Consider the following 23,180-nt stretch of genomic DNA (forward strand, 5'->3'; position numbering starts at 1 on the left):
CATGAGACGTGCGTACGCGACCCTCCTCGCCCTGTGCCTGGGCCTGTTCGGAGCCCTCGCCACCGCCGGGCCCGCCCAGGCGGCACCCCAGACCGTCACCAACGGCACCCAGTTCACGGACACCTCGGGCAGCCCCGTCCACGCGCACGGCGGCGGAGTCCTCAAGGTCGGCACCTACTACTACTGGTTCGGCGAGCACCGCAACGCCGACAACACCTTCCGCTACGTCGACGCCTACCGCTCCACCGACCTGAAGAACTGGGAGTTCCGCAACCACGTCCTCACCGAGGCCGGCGACCCCGAGCTCGCGACCGCCAACATCGAGCGGCCGAAGGTCATGTACAACGCCTCCACCGGCAAGTTCGTGATGTGGATGCACAAGGAGAACGGCACCGACTACAGCGAGGCCCGTGCGGCCGTCGCCGTCTCCGACACCGTCGACGGCGACTACACCTGGAAGGGCAGCTTCCGGCCGCTCGGCCAGCACATGTCCCGCGACATCACGGTCTTCGTGGACACCGACGGCGCCGGCTACATGGTCTCCGCCGCCCGCGAGAACTACGACCTCCAGATCTACCGCCTCACCGCCGACTACACCGGCATCGCGAGCCTGGTCGCCAACCCCTGGCCCGGCGGCCACCGCGAGGCCCCGGCGCTGTTCAAGCGGAACGGCGTGTACTTCATGCTGACCTCGGGTGCCACGGGCTGGAACCCCAACCAGCAGCAGTACGCCACGGCCACGAACATCGCCGGCCCCTGGTCGGCCATGAAGAACATCGGCGACTCGACGGCGTACGGCTCGCAGACCGCGTTCGTCCTGCCCGTGCAGGGCACCTCGGGCACCTCGTACCTCTACCTGGGCGACCGCTGGGGCAACTCCTTCAGCGGGACGGTCAACGACTCGCGGTACGTGTGGCTGCCGCTGACCTTCTCCAACTCGACCACGATGTCCATGTCCTGGTCGCCCGAGGTCACCGTCGACACGTCCGCGGGAACCGTCACCGGCACCAGCGCCACGTACAACACGCTGACCGCCCGCCACTCCTCCAAGTGCGCGGACGTGACGAGCCAGTCGCTCTGGGCGGGCGCCCAGCTCAAGCAGTACGACTGCAACGGCGGCGCCAACCAGAAGTACTGGTTCAAGTCCGTCGGAAGCGGTTACTACCAGCTGATGGTCAGGAACAGCAGCCTCTGCGTGCGGGAGAACGCGAGCACGGTCACGCAGGAGAACTGCGCCTCCTCCGCGACGAGCCAGCAGTGGTCGCTGACCACCACCGGCTCGTACGTGAACGTCAAGTCCCGCGCGAGCGGCGAGTGCCTCGACGTGAACGGCGCGTCCACCGCCAACGGCGCCGCGCTCATCACGTACACGTGCAACGGAGGCACCAACCAGCAGTGGACACGCGGGACATGACCCCCCGGACGGTCCTGGGGGCCCTCAGGCCAGCAGGTCGATCGCGTCGATCGCCGTCCCCGCGCTGAGGAACCCGCTCGCCCCCGACCCGCTCACCACGTCGATCCTGAGCACGTTGTACTGACTCGTGTCCGTCCTCCAGGCGGACGCCGGGACGCTGTACGTGAACGTGTGGTTGTTGCCGCGGTAGGAACCGTTGGTCAGCGACCGGGTGTCCGGCTGGGTGGGCGGGGCCGGGATCGGCGCAGTCCAGGTGTCGTTGACGGTGACCTGGGGCCGGCCGTTCGCGTACGCCGTCGTCACGCCGATGCGCAGGGTGTGCGCGGCGGCCGCCTGGGCCGCCGTGAGCCGGAAGTACACCAGGATCCCGCTGTTGACGTCCTTCCAGAGGTAGCAGGGGAAGGCCGCCGTCTCGCCGCTGCCGATGACCACGTTCCCGGTCCAGGACGCGGCCCGTGCGTCGGACGGATGCGCGTACGTCATCAGCTCCGCGTTCTTGAACCCGCCCGGCGTGCCGTTCCAGTCGCCGATCCGCCAGATCGCGCCCGCGTTGGACGGGTCGTTGGAAGAGGGGATCGTGATCGTGTTCAGGGTTGTCGTGCCGCCCGCCGACACGCTCACCGACGTGGTGTACACCGCCAGTTCACCCTTGAAGACGGTCAGGGTGTATGTCCCCGGCAGCACCCCGGACAGGGAGAAGTAACCGTCCGAGGAGCGCGCCTGGCCCCAGTACTGCGCCGACGGGTTGGCGATACCGACGGTGTACGGGTAGGCGGTGTTCCGCCCGGAGATCCCGACGCCCGCCACCTTGCCCCGGCCGCCCGCCGGCACGTAGCCCGCGATGCCGAGCGAGTCGGCCCACGGCGTGGTCAGCGTGCCCGCGTACAGGGCGGAGGAGGGTGCCCCGCCGTCCGTGAAGGCGATGACGTACGGGCCCTGGAGGCCGAAGCGCTGCGCCTCGGTCTGGTTCTGGCCGTAGTGGAGGATCTCGTAGAGGCCGCCGCCGTCCGCGCTCTGGTGGCGCAGCAGGGAGCGGTAGAAGGGGCCGCCGGAGGCCTTCTCGTGGTTGCTGCGCACCATCCACAGGCCGACGCCGCCGGCGGACCAGCCGACGTGGTCGTAGTCCATGACGCGTCGCTTGGAGTAGTGCTTGGAGCGGGTCTGGCCGTCGGACTTCCGGAAGACGTCCGAGGCTTCGATGGCGGTGGGCGCGTACGTGTAGGAGTCGGGCTCGTCGTTGAGGAAAGCGCCCTTCTTCACGCGCACGATGTACCGGGTGGCCGAGACGGAGGTGTCGGCCTTGTGGGTCCACAGGTAGACGTTGTTCTCGCCGCCGCGGGCCGCGTAGTAGTGCTTCAGCGTGCCGTGCGTGACGGAGATCAGGATGGTGGAACCGGACTGCCTGATGCTCACGGTGGAGGCGCCGAGGCCGGACTCGATGTGCGAGTTCTGGCCGCCGTAGCCCTGGTACTCCGTGCCCCGGTAGACCAGGGAGGTCAGGTCGCCGGTGGACTTGGCGACCTTGAAGACCAGCTGGGCGCCGGTGTCGACGACGTAGTTCGCGCCGTCGTCGCTCCAGCCGAAACCGGCGGCGTGCGCGGGCCGGCCGAGGGCCGCGCCGGCGGCACCGGCGGTGGCGGCGAGGACGACGGAGCGGCGGCCGACCGGTCTGTTCATGGCTCCGGGCATGGGGGTGCCTCCCGCGGAAGGTGGGGGGAATGCGGTGGGAGCGAGAGTGACAGTTGAATCGATTTCGCGAAAGGGCTTTCACAGATGCGCGCCCGGAGATCTCGTGAATGCTGCTCGGGGTCTAGAAAGCGCTTGTCCGGAGCGGTACGGTCCCCGTCCAGGTCGTGTCGTGCGCTGGGAGGAGCCCGGAGTGAGACGTTTCAGCATCGTGGTCGTGGCGGCGGTGACCCTCGGTACCGCGTTGTCGTCCGTACCCGCCCACGCGGGTGAGGGAGGCAGGAGCCCGGTGCCGGCCCACTGCGCGGCGGGCACCTGCCACTTCGACGTCCCGCCGGGCACGTACGACGTACGGGTCACACTCGGCGGGAAGGCGGCGTCCAGCACGAGCGTCAGCGGTGAGACCCGCCGCTCCCTGCTCCCGGAGACGGCCGCACCGGCCGGCAAGCGGATCACCCGCAGCTTCACGGTGAACGTCCGCACCCCCGAGGGCGAGCCGACCGGCCCTGACGGCACCCCCGGCCTCGACCTGCGGATCGGCGGCTCCGCCCCGGCCCTCGCCGGCATCGAGGTCACCCGCGCCCGGCACGCCCGCCAGATCTTCCTGGTCGGCGACTCCACCGTCTGCGACCAGCCCGGCGACCCGTACTCCGGCTGGGGCCAGCAGCTGCCCCAGTACCTCGGCAAGGGCGTGTCCGTCGCCAACTACGCCGATTCCGGGGAGAGTACGGTCTCGTATCTGGGGAACCCGCAGCTGTGGGCCACCGTACGGCCCCTGATCCGCCCCGGCGATCTGGTTCTCGTCCAGCTCGCGCACAACGACAAGACCACGGACGAGGCCACCTACCGGGCCAACCTGGAGACCCTGGTCGCAGGCGTCCGGGAGCGGGGCGGACAGCCGGTCCTTGTCACTCCCATCGTGCGGCGCTGGTTCAACTCCGACGGCACCCTGAACAACGGAACCGCGCTCCTGGTCAACGGCCTCGGTGTCGACCACCCGGCCGTCACCCGCTCGGTCGCCGCGGCGCGGAACGTCCCGCTGATCGACCTCACGGCGAAGACCAAGGCGCTGGTGGAGTCCCTCGGCGTGGAAGGCTCCAAGGCGCTGTACCTCTACAACGAGGCGCGGGACAACACGCACACCTCCGTGCGCGGTGCGACGGCCTACGCGGGCCTCGTCCGCGACGAACTCGTCACCCGGCATCTGGTGCCGAAGGGCAAGGTGCGGGTGGGATGAACCCCTGGGGCGCCCCGACCGGAACCGGGGCGCTCCAGGTCTGATCCGTATCCACCGGCCCGAGCACGAAAGACATCCGATGCACCTGCCTCCCGCCGACCGCACGACGTCCCCGTACACCGGCTTCACCCGCGCCCACTGGGAGGCGGCGGCCGACTCCCTGCTCACCGCCGTCGAGCCGTACGCGAGCGAGGACCGCGCGCTCTACCACCTGCCCGGCGACCGGGCCAGCTGGTCGGGGCGCCTCTCCGACGGCCTGGAGGGCTACGCCCGCACCCTGCTGCTCGCCGCCTTCCGCCGCGACGAGAAGGCCCTGGAACGCTACGCGACCGGCCTCGCTGCCGGCGTCTCGGGCGTCTGGCCCCGCATCGAGGACCGCAGCCAGCCCCTGGTGGAGGCGGCGTCCATCGCCCTGGCCCTGCGCCTCACCCGGGACCTGCTGTGGGACCGCCTGGACGAGGGCGTACGCCAGCGGACGGCCGCCTGGCTGGCCGACGCCCTCTCGGCCGAGCCCTGGCCCTGCAACTGGGAGCTGTTCCCGGTCACCGTGGGCGGCTTCCTGGCCGAGATCGGCCACGAGCCGGACGCCTCCCGCGAGGCGATCGACCGCGGCCTGGAACGCATCGAGCAGTGGTACGCCGGCGACGGCTGGTACACCGACGGCGACGGCCGCAAGTACGACTACTACAACGGCTGGGCGATGCACCTCTACCCGGTGCTGCACGCCTGGCTGGAGAGCGACGAGCGCCTGCTCGACCTGTACGGCGACCGCCTCTCGCGCCACCTCTGCGACTACTCCCGGCTCTTCGGCGGCGACGGCGCCCCCATGCACCAGGGCCGCTCCCTGACATACCGCTTCGCGACGACGGCCCCACTGTGGCTGGGTGCGCTGACCGGCCGTACGCCCCTGCACCCCGGCGAGACCCGGCGGCTGGCCTCGGGCGCGCTGAAGTACTTCCTGGACCGGGGTGCGGTGGACGACCGGGGCCTGCTCTCCCTCGGCTGGCACGGCCCCGACGAGTCCGTCCTGCAGGGCTACTCCGGCCCGGCCTCCCCGTACTGGGCGAGCAAGGGCTTCCTCGGCCTGCTGCTCCCCCCGGACCACGAGGTCTGGACGGCGCCGGAGGAACCCGGCCCCGCCGAACGCGCCGACGCCGTCACCCCCCTCGGCCCTCCCAACTGGCTGCTCCAGTCCACCCGTTCCGACGGCGTGGTGCGCCTCCACAACCACGGCAGCGAGGACGTCCGCTACGACCCGTACTACACGCGGCTGGCGTACTCCACCGTGACGACCCCCTCCGACTCCTGTGACAACAGCGTCTTCGTCGGCGGCGACCCGAGCCGCACCGGCATCGAACCGCTCGGCACGGGTGACGGCTGGACGGCGTCCCGGCACACGGCGGCCGGGGGAGCGCGGGTGTCGAGTGTGGTGCTGGCCCGCGGAGCGACCGAGGTGCGTGCGCATCTGGTCGCGGGGGCGCAGCCGGGTACGGCGGTCCGCGTGACCGGCTGGACCGCACCGGACGGTGTCCGGGCCGAACTGCTGCCGGCCGTCGGCCTCGACGACGACCTCACCGGCGTCACCACCGGGGACACCACCCTGTTCGTCGCCCTGGCCCGGCTCACCGCCGAGGCGGATCCGGTCCCGCTGCCGGAGACGGTCGCCGTAACCGCTTCCGGGGAGGGGGAGTTCACGGTCCGCTGGAGCGTGGGGCCCGAGGTACGGGTCCGGCTGGACGGGACCGGCGTGAACGTCGACTGAGGCCCCTGCCCCCCCCGGGGGCTCGCCGAGCGGCCGTCGTACTTCGGCCCGCGCCGAAGCGAGCCGGGCCTAGCGTGGCGGCATGACCGCAGATCCGCAGCAGACGCCGTCCGGCCGGGCCGTCACCGCCTTCGCCGGCCTCCACCGCGCCGGGGAGCCCCTGCTCCTGCCCAATGCCTGGGACCACGCATCCGCCCGGGCGCTCGCGGGTCAGGGGTTCCGGGCGGTCGGGACGACGAGCCTGGGCGTCGCCGCGGCCGCCGGTCTGCCCGACGGGGCGGCGGCGACCCGAAAGGAGACGCTGAGGCTGGCCATGGCCCTCGGGGCCGGGCCGTTTCTGCTGTCCGTCGACGCGGAAGGCGGATTCAGCGACGACCCGGACGAGGTGGGGGAGTTCGCGCGGGAGCTGTACGCGGTCGGAGCGGTCGGCATCAACCTGGAGGACGGCCTCGGCCCGGCCGCCCGGCACGTGGCGAAGATCGCAGCGGTCAGGCAGGCCGCTCCAGGCCTGTTCGTCAACGCCCGTACCGACACCCACTGGCTGGGAGAGGGCGGCGGCACCCTCGCGCGCCTCGACGCCTACCAACAGGCGGGTGCGGACGGGGTGTTCGTCCCCGGCCTCGCCGACCTGCGGGAGATCGAGGCCCTGGTACGCCACCTCGGCGTGCCCCTCAACGTCCTCTACTCGCCCGGCGGCCCGTCCGTCCCCCACCTCGCCGACGTCGGCGTGCGCCGCGTCAGCCTCGGCTCGCTGCTGTACCGGCGGGCACTGGGCGCGGCCCTGGAGGCGGCGTCGGACATCCGCGCGGGCCGGACACCGACGGGCACGACGCCGTCGTACGACGATGTGGCAGGTCTCGGCACCCAGGCCGTGTCGAGCGCGGCGGCCAGCAGGGAGACGGCGGTGAGGTCGGGCGCGTTGTGCAGGCAGGTCACGGCCTGCCCGGCCCCCAACTCGCGCTGTGCGGCGGTCACGGCGGGGTCGACGGCCGTCCGGGCCTGCACGTGGAGGTAGTTCAGGGCCGTGGCGAAGAGCATCGAGAAGGACTCCGCGCCGGTGAGGACGGCCCGGCCCCTATGACACCGGCCGTGTCATCGGGACGGGCTCGTTCGGCCATCGGGTGTCCTCTTCGCGCGGGGCCAGTTCAGGAGCAGTACGTGCAGGGCGTCGATCGACCTGTCCCAGGAGGCCTGTACGTCACGGGGCGCGCCGAACGCGCCGGTGGACTCAAGGGCGCAGTAGCCGTGGAAGGTGCTGCGCAGCAGGCGCACGGCGTCGGTGAGGTCGGGTTCCTCCAGGCCGTAGGCGCGGAGCATGCCGTAGGTGACGTCGGCCGTGCGGCGCATCGCGGGGGAGCCGGTGACGAGCTCCTGGTCGATCCGGATCTGTGTCGCCGCGTACCGGCCGGGGTGCTCCAGCGCGTAGGCCCGGTAGGCGGCGGCGAAGGCGGCGAGCGTGTCCCGGCCGGTCTCCCGCCCCTCGACCGCAGCCGCGATCCGGTCGATCATCTCGCCACCGGCGAGGAGGGCCAGGCGGGCCCGCAGGTCCTTCAGGCTTCGGACGTGGGCGTACAGACTCGCGTCCTTCACCCCGAAGCGGCGGGCCAGCGCGGACAGGGTGACGCCCTCGAAACCGGCCTCGTCGGCGAGATCGGCCGCGGCCGCGACGAGACGTTCGGGGGTGAGGCCGGCTCTGGGCATGGGAAGGCGGGGGTTACCTCTCGAAGAGGGCCATGTCGTTGGCGAAGCAGATGATGAGCTGGTTGTCGACGGCGGTGGCGGCGGTGGCGACGAGGGGGAGCCAGACGGTCTCGACGCACTCACCGGTGCGGAGGTTCCAGAGGCGGGCGGTGTGGTCGTCGGCAGCGGTGAGTGCGTGGGGCCTGCCGTCGATGGTGACGCCGCGGACCACTTTGACGGGCGCGGTGTGGCCGGTGAGGCGTTGGACGGTCTCTCCTGTTCGAAGGTCCCACAGACGAACGGTGTGATCGTAACTGCCGGTGAGGGCGTGCGGCCGGTTGTCGAGGGTGGTACGGCAGATCACCTCCACGGTGGAGCTGTGTCCGGTGAACACGCGCGTGCGCTCGCCGGTCTGCAGGTCCCACATCCGTACTTCGCCGCCGTGACCGGAGGTGAGAGCATAGGGGTGATCGTCGATGACCACACCTGCGACGACTTCGGCGATATGAAGCCCGACGTCGAGAGTGCGGACGCATTCTCCGCTGCGGAGGGCCCAGAGACGCACGGTTCCGTCGTACGCCGTGCTGACCAGATGGGGTTGGCCGTCGAGGACGATGTCGTCCACGGCACACAGGAGGGACTCGTGCCCGTCGAGGGTGCTGACGAGCTCACCTGTCCGGGCGTCCCAAAGCTGCATGATGTGGTCGTCCTCGCCGGTGAGGGCGTAGGGCCGCTCGTCGAAGACGATGCAGGCGACTGAGTTCCCGTTCGAGTGCCTGGTCAGGGCGTTGACACAGTCGCCGGAGCTCACCTCCCAGAGGCGGGCCGAGCCGTCGTAGCTCCCCGTGAACACGTGCCGGCGATCGTTCACCAAGACGTCTGTGATGTCGTTGATCCAGTCGCTGTGCCACTCGCGGGGCGTGGCGGTGTGCGTGCTCGTGAGGTCCCACACTCGAAGAGTCCGGTCGTACGAGCCGGAGATGGCGTGGGGACGGCCGGCCAGGACGGTTGCACTGAGCGAGTGCACGGAGTTGGTGTGCCCCAGCAGGGTCAGCCTGCATTCTCCGGTCTGGAGGTTCCAAAGACGCACTGTTTCGTCCTCCCCGCCGGTGAGGGCATGCGGCTGACGGTCAATCGTGATCCCGCAGACGGCTTGGACGGCTTGGGTGTGCCCACCGAGTGAGCGGACGCGCCTTCCTGTGTGCAGATCCCACAGATGCACGTACGTATGACTCGAGGTGAGGGCGTGGGCGCGGCCGTCGACGTTCACGACGCAGGTGGCATACGCGGGTTCGTTGAGCGTGAGGGTCATCACCCCGGTCCGAAGGTCCCAGACGCTTGCGTTGCCGTCGCCGTCGTGTACGAGTGCGTGAGGACCATTGTCCAGGGTGACGCCCTGGATCGTCTTCACGGCACGCGCTGTCGGGATCACCAGCGAGCATTCCCCGGTTCGCAGGTCCCACAGCCGTAGGGTGTCGTCCTCGCCTCCGCTCAGGACATGGGGCCGATTGCCGATCGTGGTGACTGCCACCGCGTCGACGCTTGCCGTGTGCCCGTTCAGCATGCGGATGCATGCCCCGGTCTGCAGATCCCACAGGCCGATAACCCCGTGGTCGTCGCCGACAACGGAGTAGGCGCGCTTCCCCAGGGTGACGCCGCAGACTCCCCTGGCCGAATGGTAGGAGTCGAGCGTGAGGGCGAGCTCACCGGACTGGAGGTCCCAGAGGTACACCAGCCCGTCCGAATCACCGCGGGTGAGAACGTGGGGCCGATGTGAGATGTCGATGCCGACCAGGGCCGATACGTCTCGGTCCACCGCCAACGTCCGCCGGTGCGCCGGATGCACCAGCCCCCCGGTGGCCCACCGCACCCTCCACTCCCGCCCCCGGGCCAGCCGCTGCGACAACTCGCCCCACCCGTACCGCGCCGCATCGACCGACAGCACGTCCCGCCGGTTCTCGACCGGCAGCCGTGGCAGCAGATGCGCCGACGTCCGGTAGACCGACGCGACCCTCCGGCCCTGCTCACCGCCCGCGGAATCCAGCGCGCGCAGCAGGGACGCCGGGTGCGCGTGCACCAAGTACTCCGCGTCGGTGAGCAGTTGGTCCAGGACACCTCCCGCCGCCGCATGACTGGCCAGGTGCGTGAGGATGTACGGGTGGGCCGTGGCCCAGTCCCGCTCCCCGGTGATCGGACCGGCCGGCACCAGACCGGCCAGGCCCGTCGCGACGGCCCGGTGATGCTCGGCCGCCCGGCTCGGCACCCGCAGGTACTCCGCCATCGTCTCGTGGTACAGCCGGTACACCGACCCCGTACCGTTGTCCGACTCCGTGATGTACGAGCCGGCGTTCTCGAACAGCCAGTCCAGGTCGTCGTTGGAGCACGGCGTCCCGGACAGCGCCTCGGCCAGGGGTGCCCAGACCGTCGACCACGGCAGTCCCTCGCCCTGCGCGTACGCCAGCGGCCGCAGCAGGCGGACGGCCCGCTGCCGGCCCGACCCGAAACGGTCCAGGTACGCCGCGAACGCCTCGCGCGCGTCGCCCGGCAGGGACCGCTCCCAGCCCTCCACCGCCGTGTCGACGATCTCCTGGCGGTGCACCAGCGCCCGCGCGTTCATCCGGGCCACGAGGAAGGAACGCCCGGCCTGGGCGGCGATGCCGGAGGCGACCGTCCGGGCCAGCTCCGGATCGCCCCGGTACGGAGACAGGCTGTCCGGGTCGTGCGCGTCCAGCAGGACGGCGTGCGCGTACTCCGTCACCGCCTCGAGCGCGTGCTCGTCGTTGTCCAGGTCGATGACCTCGACCGCGTGGCCGAGGGCGGGGATCAGGTTCCGGCGGGTGCCGATGAGAAGGCGCACCGCCGGCATGGCCGACAGCGGCTGGAGCAGTTCCCGGGCGATACGGCGGCCTTCCGACTGGTCGCCCGCCGTGCCGGCCTCGTCGAGGGAGTCGATCACGATCGTGACCGGGTCCGTGCGTTCGCCCAGGGCCTTGAGGAGTTCGTCCCGTTCCGCGTCCGGCAGGGCAAGGGCCGCTCCGAGGTCCCGGACGAGGTCCGTGCCCGTGACCCGGCGCGCCCAGAGGCGTATGACGTTCATGCCCAGCGGGGGCAGCCAGCCGGCGCCCGGATGCGTGGTGCGGGCCGGGTGCTCCGGGTCGGTCAGTTCCAGGAAGCGGCCCAGCAGTGCGGACTTGCCGGAGCCGGGGTCGCCGGTGACGACCCTGGCCTTGCGGTCGTGAGGGGCGCTGAGCCAGCCCGCCAGGGAGGACAGGGCGGGGATCCTGCCGGTGAAGTAGCTGCCCCGCTCGCCCGCGTGTTCCAAGCCCCGTCCGCGCGGCCCGTAGTGGCCCTCGTGGCGTTTGTGCAATCGGGCGAGGACGGCGAGGTCCAGTCCGTCCCGGGCGGTCGCGGGTACGTACAGCCGGTTGTCGAAGAACGGGTCCTGGCCGGCGCTGTCGACGACGGAGTGACTCGCGTGCTGAGTCGGGGAGTCGAGCAGTTCGTTGATCCGCGCGGTCACCTCCCGCACGCTCAGGTACCGCTGTGACGGTCCTGCCTGGGGTTTGGCCAGCACCCGTGCCAGGGCGTCGACGAACTTGTTCTCCTTCGCCGGTTCCTTCCCCCGGGCCGCGGCGAGCACCGCGCGCTGGGCGCTGCCGCGCCGCCGGTCCGTGAGCTGCGCCGCGAGGGTCGCGACGCTCTCCGTGCCGGCGCTCGCGAAGCAGGTGTCGAGGACGACCAGCAGATGGCCGACGTCGCTCTGCACGAGGGGTTCGGCGAAGTCGTCGCTCCTGACGGCCGTGGACGACCACAGGCCGGGGCGGTGGTCGGCGCACAGGAGATAGTGCTTCGCGCCGTTCTTCTGCCCGTGGCCCGCGAAGTAGACCACGACGACGTCCTGGGGGCCGAGTCCCGTCTCGAGCGCCCACTCGTCGAGCCCTTGGACCAGCTCGTTGCGGGAGGGGTTGCGGGACAGGTCCTCCAGCACGCGGGTGTAGCCCATGGGCGCGAGCAGCGCCGCTACCCGGTCCGCGTCCGTCACCGCACCCGGCAGGCCCGGAATGCCGGAATCCTTGTACGCGCCGACCCCGACCGAGATCAGGAAGCGCCTCCCGGCCCTCGAGTCGGTCACATCAGCCCCTCGGCGACCGCCCGGCCCGTCTTCTTCGCCGTCAGGTAGCGCAGCAGACTGTGCGGCTTGAGGCCGTTGTCGAGGGACTCGTCCACCACCGGCCCGAAGCGTCGGGCGAGTTCGTCGACGACGGCCACCACATCACCCGGGTCGGTGATGTTCGTCCACCGGCGGACCCCGCCCGGCCAGGCGCCCCGCCCCTCCTCGGGCAGGGGGCTCAGCCGGTTGAAGATCAGGGACAGGCCGAGCGGGGACCCGACCGTCACGAAGTCGGTGACCGGCCACTCGGGGTGCTCGCACAGTGCTTCGTACGCCACGACCGAGCCCAGCGAGTGCGCGACCACCACGCGGGTGCCGGGGCCGATCTCCTCCGCCACCCGGGCCCGGGCCTCCTGCCAGACGACGGGCTCGTTCATGTACCGCCGTACCTGCTTCAGGGCGAGCACCATCATGCGGTCCGAGTACGTGCCGAAGAACCGGGACCCCGACAGCGCGTCCAGCGCGGAGCGGACCCGCTGGGACAGCAGCCGTCCCGTGCCGGGGAACGCGCGGGTACCGGGCTCGTCCGGGGCCGTCACCGCCGGGTCCGTGCCTGCGGCCGCCTCCCACCACGCCGTGAGCAACTCCGCCTCGAAACCGTCCTCGACGTCGTGCTCGTCCCAGGGCGGCACGCCGAGGCTGCGGGTGCCCTCCTCGAAGAAGACGTCGCCGTAGAACGCGCAGGCGACCTCGTCCTCGGTGAGCCGCAGTCCCGATCCGTGCCGTACGCCGTCGCGCAGGGCCGGGGCCACGTCCCGGCCCATCAGTGCCGACCCCGACCACTCGTGCCCGATTCCGTGCACCACCACGACACGTGCCATCGCCCGTTCCCCCGATGTCCGTCAGCGCAGTTCAGAGGGATCGAGCGTAGTACGGGACAGGGACGGACGGGGGCCGATCGCCGTCGGCCGGCCCGCTCAGCGGACCGGCGCGTACACCACCCCCAGCTTGTCGAGTTCGGCGCCCGCCCGGCCCGTGAAGCCCACGATCTGCCAGCCGGAGGGGGCCGTGAAGGTCTTCGTGTCGGACGTGGCCGTGCCGGCGGACAGGGTGCGGTCGCGGTCGGTCGTGAAAGCCGCCGAGAACAGGCGGGTACGGCCGTCCTTCTGGCCCTGCGTCAGCTTCACCGAGGTCAGGTGCTCACCCGCGGCCAGGGTCAGGGAGGCCGCGGTGCCACCCGTGCCGCCGTGGGTGAGGGCCGTGCCGCCGTCGTGGGTGAGGGACACGGCGTCCAGACGGGCACCGCCGCGCAGCGTGAGGGTACGGGGGGACGGGGCCCGCGGCAGGTCGTCGGCGTCGTTGAAGGCCGTGCCGTGCGGGCCGCCGAAGAAGTCGCTCGCCCGCAGCGCGGAGCCGAGGGTGTAGGAGAAGCCGACGGTGTGCGGGAAGTGGTCGGAGAGGTGCTTGCCGTCGGAGCGCAGGAAGGACGCCCAGTCGTTGTGGTAGCGGGTGGCGGTGAGGTCCACGAGCCTGCTGCCCCGGTAGAGGACCTTGTCCACGACCTCGCAGTCGTTCGTCGGCGCCGCCGTGTCGCAGACCAGCGCGTCGCTGCCCTGGGCGGGGGGTGTGCCGCCCTTCACCAGCTCCACCCATGCGTCCGTCAGGCCGTTCTCCGACAGCAGGGTGCGGATGTTGTCGCCGGTGCGCGTGTACCGCGTGTTCGTGTCGCCCATGACGATCACCGCGTTGCCGGCCGAGTTCACCCGGATGAAGTCGGAGAGCTGCTCGACGTTGGCGCGGCGGGCGGCCAGCGCGTCGTCGGTGGCGTCGGCATTGGTGTGCACGTTGTACAGGTCGACGTAGGTGCCCTCGGCCAGTCTGACCCGCGCGAGCGTGAAGCCCTTCGGGGTCAGGCAGTTGGTGCCGGTGCAGTCGTTCCACTTCACCCGCTGGAAGTCCTCGAAGGCGTGATCCGAGAGGGTGTTGAGGCCGTCGCCGAAGGCCGCGCCGCCGCTGGTCGCCGTGCGGTACGGGTGCTTGTCGTTGGCGTACAGGGAGGCGTGGTAGTTGAAGTCCTCCTGCACGTTCACGATGTCGTACGGCCCGAGCCGCTGCCCGATCAGCGGGGTGTTGGTCTCGGGGTCGCTGTCGCCGAGGCCGAGCGGCAGGCCCGCGATGTTGTACGTCAGCACGTCGAAGGAGCCGGAGTCCGCGGCGGTGGCGGTCGGCGCGCCCGCGGTGGCGAGGCCGGTCACGGCCAGCACGGCGGCGGTGAGGGCGCCGGTGAGTCGTCTCATGGGGGGTCCTGTCTCAGGTCGGGGAGCCCAGCAGGGGGAGAGGTGAGCAGTGCTCAGGTTCGAGGGCAACCGCTGTGGTGCGCAAGGGAAGTCGGGGAAACAACGGGGGACGAGTGCGTCGCCGGAGAGATCACTTCACGGTGCCGGGGCCACCGTTTCAGGCGTGCGGGTTCAGCCCGTTGGGCAGACCTGTGCAGGCCGTAGGGTTTCCGGGGACGCGGGGGAGGCGGCATGGCGCACGGGTCGGCGCGGCGCGAGGACGGGACCGGCAGCCCGGCGGAGGCCGCCGACGACGGCTTACGCGAAGCGCGTCCGCTGTGGCGGCAACGCGACTTCGGGATCTTCTGGGCCGCCCAGACCCTCTCCGTGCTCGGCGACTCCTTCGCGCTGATCGCCCTGCCCCTGCTGGTGCTGGAGGCCACGGGGTCGGTCGCGCGGATGGGTCTGCTGACGGCGGTGGGCGGGGCGGCGGCGGTCGTGGCGGCGGTGTTCGCCGGGGCGGTCGTGGACCGGGTGGACCGGCGCCGGCTGCTCATCGCCTGCGACCTGGTGCGCATGGGGCTGTACGGGGTGATCCCGCTGGTGTGGCTGTTCGGCCCGCAGATCTGGCTGCTGTACGTGGTGCTGCCGCTGTGCGAGGCCGTCGGGATGCTGTTCGCGGTCGGCTACGTCACGGTCGTGCGCGGCCTCGTCGGCACCGAGCGGCTCACCGAGGCCAACGGGCGGCTCAACGCCACCGCCGCCGCGGCGGGTGTCCTCGGGCCGCTGGGCGCGGGGCTGGTCGCCGCGTGGTCCGGCCCGGCCGCGGCCGTCGGCGTGGACGCGGCCAGTTTCGGGGGGTCGGCGATGTGCCTGTTCTTCGTACGGTTCCCCGGGCGCACTCCGGACGAACAGCCGGGCAAGCGCACCGGACTGTGGCAGGACCTGCGCACCGGCATCGCCTTTCTCTACGGCCACCCCGTGCTGCGCTCGCTCACCGCCCTGCTGTTCGTCTTCAGTTTCCTCACCCTCGGCATCTACGACCTGGTCATCTACCACCTCAAGCACGACCTCGGGCACGACGACGGCACCGTCGGCACGGTCATGGCGGCCGGCGCACTCGGTACCATCACCGGCGCCCTGCTCGTGGCCAGGATCCGCCGCCGCCTCGGCTTCGGGCCGACGTGGACCGGCTCCGTCGCGGGCTGCGGTCTCGCGTTCGCCGTTCTCGGCTGGGCCCGTGACGTGCCGGTCGTCGCGGCTCTGAGCGCCGCCTTCCTCGCCTGTGCCGCCATGGGGGGCACCTGCTCGTTGTCGCTCCGCCAGGAGGTGACCCCGGAACACCTCCTGGGCCGGGTCACCTCCGCGTTCTGGACCCTGCACTACGCGGCGGCACCGGCCGGTGCCGCCGTGCTGACGTGGGCCGCGGAGGAACAGGGCACGGCACCGGTCGCCCTGGCCGCCGGAGCGACCTGCGTCCTGCTCGCCGTGACCGCCCTGTTCACCCCGATCCGCGGCGCGGGCCGGACCGTCAGCCGTTGACCCCGCTGTAGTGCCGCAGGCTCCACTTCCACAGCACCCGAGCCGCCAGATACGCCACCAGCCCGAGCAGCGGTGAGGCCGCCGCGAGCCAGTACGGGACTCCCGTCGTGTGGCCGTGGCCCGTCAGGACCGCCGCCGGGAAGTAGGCGACGAACGCGAGCGGGAGGCCGTAGGTGAGGAAACCGCCCACCGCCTTGGGCAGGACGTTCAGCGGGTAACTGCCGAACGTGCCGAGGAGTTCCTCCAGCCAGCGGCCCCACATGTCGGCGGCCGGGAAGCGCAGGGAGGCGCTCGCCACGACCGTGAACAGGGCCGCCTCCAGCAGCATGCCGCCGAGTACGGCCGCGACGAGGTAGGTGACGCGGCCCGTCGTCCAGTCCAGGTCGCTGCGGGAGAGCGCGCCCACCATCAGGCCCGCCGCCACCGTCAGGTCACCGATGGCGTTGGTCGGGAAGAACGCCAGCTGGATCTGCCGGTGGACCGGCATCGGGCGCATCAGATAGATGTCGATGCGGCCTTCCTGAATCTGCCGGCCGGCCCAGTGCATACGCCCCAGGAACAGCACGAACAGCCCGTGCGCCAGCATCCGCGTCGCCGGGATCAGCAGCACGTCGGAGCTGTCCCAGCCGCCCATCCCGGCGAACCGCGACAACAGCACCGTCGCGAACACGATCACCGACACCTGCCAGATCGCCCCGATCGCGATCATCAGCAGGAACTCCGTGCGGTACTCCATCTGCGCCCGGAAGTTGAGCGCCGTCACACGCCACACGATCCGCAGAGCCTTCAGCGACATCTCAGCCTCCCTGCGAGATCACGCGCCGGGCGGCCCGCCGCCACAGCAGCCGGGTGAACAGCGCCAGCGCCACGACCCACGCGGCCTGCACGGAAAGCTGGAACGCCGCGTCGGACAGGGGAATCCGCCCCACGTACAGCGACAGCGGCACGCTCAGTGTGGCCTGGAAGGGGAGGAAGGCGCTCATCGTCACGAACCAGTCCGGGAAGAACCACAGCGGTGCGTACACACCCGACAGCAGGTTCTGCGCGAACAGCAGGATCAGCATGGCCGCGGTGTTGCGGACCGTCCAGAAGCACAACTGGTCGAGCACGAGCATGACGTAGTACAGAACCCACTGGCCCAGCAGCATGCTGAGCGTGAACACCCCCGCCACGGCGGGCGATCCCGGCGGTTCGACGACGCCCGCGGCCAGGCAGATCACGTACCCGGTCAGCGCCCACGCCAGCCCGTAGAGCTGCTCTCCGGCGGCCCGCAGGGCGTAGTAACGCTGCGGCGGCAGCGGCCGCAGGTACCAGTAGACGATGGTGCCGAAGTGCATGTGCTGCAGGACCGTGTCCCGGCCCGCGTACTGGTCCAGCTCCCGCAGCCGGGACGCCAGGACGGCCAGCACGGCGTACGTGACCGCCTGGTCGCGGCTCAGCCCCGCGGTCGTGCCCGACTGCGCGTACAGGCCCCTCCACAGCGACCAGACCAGCACCACCTGCACGGCCATCCGGAGGGCGACGGCGGTCATCCGGGGCGGTGCGTTCAGCTCGCCCAGCGGGGTGACGCGGGCGGCGCGCCAGGCGTGGAGCACGGCCACGTCAGGCCTCCCCGGCGTGCGCGTAGGCGGCCCGCATCACGTCCTCGAGGTCCGCCTCGTCCAGGGCGATGTCCGTCACCTCGAACCGCTCGATCACCGCCTTCAGCGCCTGGTGGACCGTGGGCGCGGCGTCCCCGTCGGGGCCGAAGACGACCTGCGCGCCGGTGTGCCGCAGCAGCGCGGTGCCCGGCGGTGGCACGACCTCGGCGTGCGGATCGGCCAGCGTTGCCCGCACCTGCCAGGTCGAGCCGAACTTCCGGCGGATCTCGTCGAGCGAGCCGTCCAGCATCAGCCGGCCGTGGTTGACCAGCACGACCCGCTCGGCGAGCCGCTCGACCTCCGTCATGTCGTGCGTGGTCAGCAGCACCGTACGGCCACGCTGCTCCACCTGGTGCCGCAGGAACTCCCGCACCTGCTCCTTCACCACCACGTCCATGCCGATGGTCGGCTCGTCGAGGAACACGACCGGCGGGTCGTGCAGCAGTGCGGCGGCCAGATCGCTGCGCACCCGCTGGCCGAGCGAGAGGTGACGGACGCGGGTGTCCCAGAACGACGACAGCTCCAGGATGTCGTCGAACTCCCGTAGCCGGGCGGCGTGCTCGGCCTTCGGCACCTCGTAGATGTCCCGCAGGATCGCGAACGACTCACGCACCGGCAGGTCCCACCACAACTGGGTGCGCTGCCCGAACACGGCCCCGACATTGCGGGCGTTGCGCTCCCGCTCCCGGTACGGCACCACACCCGCGACCCGGGCCTCGCCGGACGTGGGGGTGAGGATGCCGGTGAGGATCTTGATGGTGGTCGACTTGCCGGCGCCGTTCGGCCCGAGCAGGGCGAGGAGTTCGCCCGTGGCCACGTCGAACGTGATGTCGGAGACGGCGTGCTTGGCCACCCGCTCGGGGTTGACCAGAGAACGGACGGCACCCGTGAAGCCGGGGCGGCGGACGGTGGTGTGGAAGGTGCGGGACAGCCCGCGGACCTCGATGGCGACACTCAACTGACCCACCAACTCCCTTGTGGTGAACACAGTTGCGGCCGGTCGGCTGCGAGAGCCGACCGGCCGCTGATGACGCCACGACACTGTCAAAATGTCGATCAATCAGTCAATCGATTTATCGGTTTCTTACCTGGTGGTCGAGATGACGAACGAGAACTCCGCCGGCTCCGCCTTCAGGAAGTACTGCGGCAGCGGACCCGGGCCGCAGGACTGCGAGCCGATGCCGTGCAGCCCGTGGTCGAGGTTGACCCACACCGTGTCGCCGGCCGTGAGGTCGCTGCGGTGCCGGGCCGCGTCGAGCTGCTCGGTCGTCCAGCGCCGCGCCGTGAACCAGAACTCCGGGTCGCCCTCGATCCTGAGGCCGCCGAGCTCCACCCACCGGACGTCGGCGCGGGCGCCGTTCTCCTGCGGGCGGACGTACGGCGTCTGCAGCCCGTCCACCGTCGACTGCCAGCGGCCCACCATGGACGCCTTGCCGGTGTCCGGGTACGCCTCGCCGGGACCGCCGCCGAACCACTCCACCCGGTCCGCCTCCGGCAGTCCGAAGCGCACACCGAGCCGGGGCAGCGGCACCGTCCAGTCGCCCTCCGGCGTCACGGACACGGTCAGCCGCAGCCGCTCGCCGTCGGACGTCCAGCGGTACACCGTGTCCAGGCCCACCTCGCGGGCGGCGGGCGCCACCCGGGTGCGGACCGTCAGCGCGTCGTCGCCCGCCTCGACCGAGACCAGGCGGTGGCGCATCCGGTGCAGTCCGAGCGTGCGCCACAGCATCCCGTAGCGGGTGTCGGTCTGCCACTCGGCGCCGTCGTCGTTGTCGGTCGGCGCCCGCCACACGTCCAGCCGGGGCGCGGCGGTGACCTCCACCCCGTCGACCGAGAGGAGCGCACCGGTGCGGGCGTCGAACCGGGCCGGGCCGAGCGCGATCCGGCCGTCGTCGAGCGCGGGCCGGTCGGTCGCGGGGAAGGACGGCAGCGGCCGCGCCCCCGCGGCGAACTGCCCCCAGGCCACGACGTGGTCCTTCGCGGCCCACAGCGTGTCGCCGGCGAGCAGCGCCCGCACGGTCCACTGGCGTTCGCCGCCCCGGCCGTCCACGGGCGGCTCCGGCAGCTTCACCTCGGCGCTCTCGCCCGGCGCCAGCGCGGGCACCGACAGCGAACCCGACTCGACCGTCTCACCGTCCACCTGGCACGACCACTCGAAGGCCAGCGCGGACAGATCGGCGAAGTCCTGCTTGTTGGTGATCCGCACGATGCCGTTCGCGCCGTCGCCCTCGATGTGGACGGGCTCGATGACCTTCTTGTACTCGATCAGGCCCGGCGACGGCGTCCGGTCCGGGAAGACCAGGCCGTCGCACACGAAGTTGCCGTCGTGCAGCTCCTCGCCGAAGTCACCGCCGTATGCGTAGCCCAGCTCGGCGTGCTTGACGCCGTGGTCGATCCACTCCCAGATGAACCCGCCCTGGAGCCGGTCGTACTTCTCGAACAGCTCCTGGTAGTCGGCGAGCCCGCCGGGGCCGTTGCCCATCGCGTGCGCGTACTCGCACTGGATGAACGGCAGTTCGCGGCGCTTGCGGGTGCCGCCGTCCAGCTGCTGCCCGATCTTGTCGACCTCGTCGTGGAAGGCGTACATCCGCGAGTACACGTCCGTGTCGCGGCAGTTCCAGTCGCCCTCGTAGTGCACCAGCCGCTCGGGGTCGCGGTCGTGGATCCACTCGGCCATGGCGGTCAGGCCGCGGCCGGTGCCGGCCTCGTTGCCCAGCGACCAGAACACGACCGACGGGTGGTTCTTGTCCCGCTCGACCATGCGCGCCGCGCGGTCCAGCAGGGCCGGGGTCCAGCGGTCGTCGTCGACCGGGTTGTCCCGCCAGTCCTGCTCGGTGAAGCCGTGGGTCTCCAGATCGCACTCGTCGATGACCCACAGGCCGTACTCGTCGCACAGGTCCAGGAAGGCCGGGTGCGGCGGGTAGTGCGAGGTGCGCACGGCGTTGAGGTTGTGCCGCTTCATCAGCAGCACGTCCTCGCGCATGGTCTCCAGGTCGAGCGCGCGGCCCTTCTCGGGGTGCCACTCGTGCCGGTTGACGCCCTTGAACAGGATCGCCCTGCCGTTGACCTTGATGAGCCCGTCCTCGAGGGCGACCGTGCGGAAACCGATCCGCAGCGGCACCCGCTCCCCGTCCGTGGCCAGCACACCGTCGTAGAGCTTCGGCGTCTCGGCAGTCCACGGCTCGACCGCGACCGTCACCGGCTCGCCGGTGGCGACATCGATGTCCAGGGCCGGCACGGTCACCCGCCCGTCGACGTCGGAGTCGACGCGCAGGGTGCCCTCGCCGGTGGTGTGGTCGTAGGAGGCGTGCACGAAGAAGTCGGCGACGCTGCCCGCCGGGCGGTGCAGCAGCGTCACGTCACGGAAGATGCCCGGCAGCCACCACTGGTCCTGGTCCTCCAGGTACGACCCCGCCGACCACTGGTGCACGCGCACGGCGAGCACGTTGCCGCCCGGCTTCAGCAGCTCGCCGACCGCGAACTCGTGCGGGAGCCTGGAGCCCTTGAACTCGCCGAGCTCCGTGCCGTTCAGCCAGACGCGGGCGCAGGACTCGACACCGTCGAAGCGCAGCACCGCCCCGCCGTCCGACGGCCAGTCGGTCGGCAGGTCGAAGACGCGCAGATGGTCACCGGTCGGGTTCTCCGTCGGGACGTACGGCGGATCCACCGGGAAGGGGTAGAGGTGGTTGGTGTAGATCGGGGAGCCGAACGCCCCGTCGCCCTGGAGGACCCAGTGCCCGGGGACCGTGACCTCGGCCCAGTTCCCGGCGTCGTGGCCCTCCTCGGCGAACGAGTCGTCCTCGGCGCCGGCGGTGGCCGACAGCCGGAAGCGCCAGCTGCCGTTCAGCGACAGGGACCGCGCGTCCGAGGACGCGTACCAGGCGCGGGGCGGCAGGGCACCGCTGCCCGGAGAGACGTCCTCGACGTAGTCGACGGATGGGGTCGTGCGGAAAGACATCGGTCTCCTAGCTCAGCCCTTGATGCCGGTCTGTGCGATCCCCTGCACCAGCCAGCGCTGGAGGAAGAGGAAGACGAAGATCAGGGGCAGGATCGAGATGGCGGTGGCCATGAAGATCAGGTGGTAGTTGACGGTCTGGTTCGTCATATACGACGACAGCGCCACCTGGACTGTCCAGGCACTCGGATCCTGTCCGATGACCAGGGGCCACAGGAAGGCGTTCCAGCCGTTGATGAAGGTGATCGTGGCGATGGCCGCGAAGAAGTTCAGCGAGTTCGGCACGACGACACGCCAGTAGGCGCCCCAGTAGCCGAGCCCGTCCACCCGCGCCGCCTCCTCGAGCTCCTTGGGGAACCCCAGGAAGTACTGCCGGAACAGGAAGCACGTGAAACCACTGAAGAGCCCCGGGATGATGAGACCCCGGTAACTGTCGACCCAGCCGAGGGACGAGACCAGGACGAAGCTCGGCACGAAGGTGACCGCCGTGGGAACCATCAGGGTGACCAGGACGGCGTAGAACACCTTGTTGGCGTGCTTGTACGGGATCCGGGCGAGTCCGTAGCCGGCCATCGAGCAGATCAGCAGGATGCCCGAGGTGTGCAGGACGGCGACGACCACCGAGTTCCACAGGGAGCGGGCGAAGTCGACGGTGACGTCGTCGAACGGCTCGCTGAAGTTGCTCCACTGGATGGAGGTGGGGAACCACTTCCACTCCTCGCCCGTGATCTCCGGGTCGGTCATCAGCGCGTTGCGGATGATCAGGTAGAAGGGGATGAGGAAGAGCAGGCCCGCGACGCCGGTCGCGAGGTACAGGCCGGTGTTGCCGATGACGCCACCGCGCTTGGCCTTGGCGGCCTTGGCGGGCTTGGCGGTCTTCCTGACGTCGGGTGCTGTGGTGGTCACTTGGTCTCCTCACCCCTTCCGAAGCCCATGATCTTGCCCTGGAAGAGGGTCACGACGCAGATGAGCAGGGTCAGGACGACCGCGCCCGCGCTGCCCGCGCCGTAGTTCTGGTTCTGGCCGAGGGCCATCTTGTAGAGCTCGACCAGCGGAGGCTGGCCCCAGGTGGCCTTGCCGAGCAGGTTGAAGAACTCGTCGAAGGCCTGGTAGGCGGCGATCAACAGCAGCAGGATCACCGCGGTGGACGTGGCCCGCAGCTGCGGCAGCGTGATGTGCCGGAAGGTCTGCCAGCCCGGCTTGGCGCCGTCGATGGAGGCGGCCTCGTACAGCTCCCGCGGGATGTTCTGCAGTGCCGCGATGAAGAGGATCATGTAGAAGCCCGACTGGAGCCAGAGACGGACGGTCACGATGACCAGCCAGTACCAGGGCGGGTCGGGGTTGGCGAGCCACGCGACGTTGTCGATGCCGAACCAGCCGATGACGGTGTTGGCCAGGCCGAAGCGGACGCCGTTGAAGATGGACATCTTCCAGATCAGCGCGGCGGCGACATAGCTGACCGCGGTCGGCAGGAAGAACACCGAACGGAAGAACGCCCGCATGAACCGCAGCCGGTTCACCAGCAGCGCCAGGCCCAGCGAGAGGGCCCAGGTCGCGGGCACGATGAACGCGGCGAACACGGTGAACGTGACGAGGGAGTTCCGGAAGTTCGTGTCCGTCAGGATCTGCTTGTAGTTGTCGAAGCCGACGAACTCGCTCGGCGTGACGGTGAAGCGTGCCTCGAAGAAGCTGAGCCAGATGCTCCAGGCGATGGGCACGAAGACGAAGATCACCAGACCGATCAGGAACGGACCGGTGAAGAGCCAGAAGTTGAAGGTGCTGCTCGCCCTCAGGCCCCGCCGCGGCCGGGTCTTGGAGACCTTGGCCGGGGCGGGCTGGGCGACCCCGCGCGTGGTGGTGGTCGACATGTCGAGATC

16 protein-coding genes are annotated in these 23,180 nt (G+C 70.8%); 5 read left to right on the forward strand and 11 right to left on the reverse strand.

Going from position 1 to position 23,180, the window contains the following annotated elements:
- Window position 1: 1 nt before the first annotated feature.
- Window positions 2–1,414, forward strand: coding sequence for an RICIN domain-containing protein (locus tag IO24_RS0109675; RefSeq protein ID WP_031133993.1), 1,413 nt, complete (start codon window positions 2–4; stop codon window positions 1,412–1,414).
- A 24-nt stretch (window positions 1,415–1,438) separates the two neighbouring features.
- Here IO24_RS0109675 and IO24_RS0109680 read toward each other — a convergent pair whose 3' ends face one another.
- On the reverse strand, window positions 1,439–3,103 hold the full coding sequence (locus IO24_RS0109680) for a rhamnogalacturonan lyase B N-terminal domain-containing protein (protein WP_031133995.1): 1,665 nt from the start codon (window positions 3,101–3,103) through the stop codon (window positions 1,439–1,441).
- Between the two features lie 190 nt (window positions 3,104–3,293).
- Between IO24_RS0109680 and IO24_RS0109685 the strand changes: the two genes are divergently transcribed.
- The 3 genes from IO24_RS0109685 to IO24_RS0109695 all read left to right on the forward strand — a co-directional run bounded on the left by IO24_RS0109685 (window position 3,294) and on the right by IO24_RS0109695 (window position 7,114).
- Complete coding sequence (locus IO24_RS0109685) at window positions 3,294–4,337, forward strand: rhamnogalacturonan acetylesterase (protein ID WP_031133997.1); 1,044 nt, start codon at window positions 3,294–3,296, stop codon at window positions 4,335–4,337.
- A gap of 79 nt (window positions 4,338–4,416) precedes the next feature.
- Entirely contained in the window at window positions 4,417–6,099 is a 1,683-nt protein-coding gene (locus tag IO24_RS0109690; protein WP_031133999.1) for a DUF2264 domain-containing protein, read from the forward strand.
- 82 nt (window positions 6,100–6,181) lie between these two features.
- Window positions 6,182–7,114 carry an isocitrate lyase/PEP mutase family protein gene (locus IO24_RS0109695; protein ID WP_107062928.1) on the forward strand — a complete coding sequence of 311 codons (933 nt, stop codon included), beginning with the start codon at window positions 6,182–6,184 and terminating at the stop codon, window positions 7,112–7,114.
- A gap of 77 nt (window positions 7,115–7,191) precedes the next feature.
- On the opposite strand, the gene IO24_RS0109700 is transcribed toward IO24_RS0109695, so the two are convergent.
- The 4 genes from IO24_RS0109700 to IO24_RS0109715 form a co-directional block, all read right to left on the reverse strand.
- Window positions 7,192–7,800 carry a TetR/AcrR family transcriptional regulator gene (locus IO24_RS0109700; protein ID WP_031134002.1) on the reverse strand — a complete coding sequence of 203 codons (609 nt, stop codon included), beginning with the start codon at window positions 7,798–7,800 and terminating at the stop codon, window positions 7,192–7,194.
- A gap of 13 nt (window positions 7,801–7,813) precedes the next feature.
- Window positions 7,814–11,911, reverse strand: coding sequence for a caspase family protein (locus IO24_RS0109705; RefSeq protein WP_031134003.1), 4,098 nt, complete (start codon window positions 11,909–11,911; stop codon window positions 7,814–7,816).
- Window positions 11,908–12,771 (reverse strand): alpha/beta hydrolase, encoded by an 864-nt coding sequence (locus IO24_RS0109710; protein WP_031134005.1) that lies wholly within the window; start codon window positions 12,769–12,771, stop codon window positions 11,908–11,910. The genes IO24_RS0109705 and IO24_RS0109710 overlap by 4 nt, the downstream gene beginning before the upstream one ends.
- Before the next feature lie 96 nt (window positions 12,772–12,867).
- Window positions 12,868–14,187, reverse strand: coding sequence for a jacalin-like lectin (locus tag IO24_RS0109715; protein ID WP_031134006.1), 1,320 nt, complete (start codon window positions 14,185–14,187; stop codon window positions 12,868–12,870).
- Between the two features lie 231 nt (window positions 14,188–14,418).
- Here IO24_RS0109715 and IO24_RS0109720 point away from each other — a divergent pair, with 231 nt between their 5' ends.
- On the forward strand, window positions 14,419–15,708 hold the full coding sequence (locus IO24_RS0109720; RefSeq protein WP_031134008.1) for an MFS transporter: 1,290 nt from the start codon (window positions 14,419–14,421) through the stop codon (window positions 15,706–15,708).
- On the opposite strand, the gene IO24_RS0109725 is transcribed toward IO24_RS0109720, so the two are convergent.
- From IO24_RS0109725 to IO24_RS0109750, 6 genes are all read right to left on the reverse strand, one after another.
- A complete protein-coding gene (locus IO24_RS0109725) occupies window positions 15,698–16,504 on the reverse strand; it encodes an ABC transporter permease (RefSeq protein WP_031134010.1) in 807 nt (268 codons plus the stop codon). The genes IO24_RS0109720 and IO24_RS0109725 overlap by 11 nt on opposite strands.
- 1 nt (window position 16,505) lies before the next feature.
- Window positions 16,506–17,309, reverse strand: a complete 804-nt coding sequence (locus IO24_RS0109730; RefSeq protein WP_031134012.1) for an ABC-2 family transporter protein — start codon at window positions 17,307–17,309, stop codon at window positions 16,506–16,508.
- Between the two features lies 1 nt (window position 17,310).
- A complete protein-coding gene (locus IO24_RS0109735) occupies window positions 17,311–18,306 on the reverse strand; it encodes an ABC transporter ATP-binding protein (RefSeq protein ID WP_031134014.1) in 996 nt (331 codons plus the stop codon).
- Between the two features lie 126 nt (window positions 18,307–18,432).
- Window positions 18,433–21,306, reverse strand: coding sequence for a glycoside hydrolase family 2 TIM barrel-domain containing protein (locus tag IO24_RS0109740; RefSeq protein WP_031134017.1), 2,874 nt, complete (start codon window positions 21,304–21,306; stop codon window positions 18,433–18,435).
- Between the two features lie 12 nt (window positions 21,307–21,318).
- Window positions 21,319–22,209 carry a carbohydrate ABC transporter permease gene (locus IO24_RS0109745; RefSeq protein ID WP_031134019.1) on the reverse strand — a complete coding sequence of 297 codons (891 nt, stop codon included), beginning with the start codon at window positions 22,207–22,209 and terminating at the stop codon, window positions 21,319–21,321.
- A complete protein-coding gene (locus tag IO24_RS0109750; RefSeq protein ID WP_031134021.1) occupies window positions 22,206–23,171 on the reverse strand; it encodes a carbohydrate ABC transporter permease in 966 nt (321 codons plus the stop codon). The genes IO24_RS0109745 and IO24_RS0109750 overlap by 4 nt, the downstream gene beginning before the upstream one ends.
- Window positions 23,172–23,180: the final 9 nt, after the last annotated feature.

It is taken from the genome of Streptomyces flavovariabilis (assembly GCF_000725785.1).
In the GTDB taxonomy this organism is placed as follows: domain Bacteria; phylum Actinomycetota; class Actinomycetes; order Streptomycetales; family Streptomycetaceae; genus Streptomyces; species Streptomyces hawaiiensis.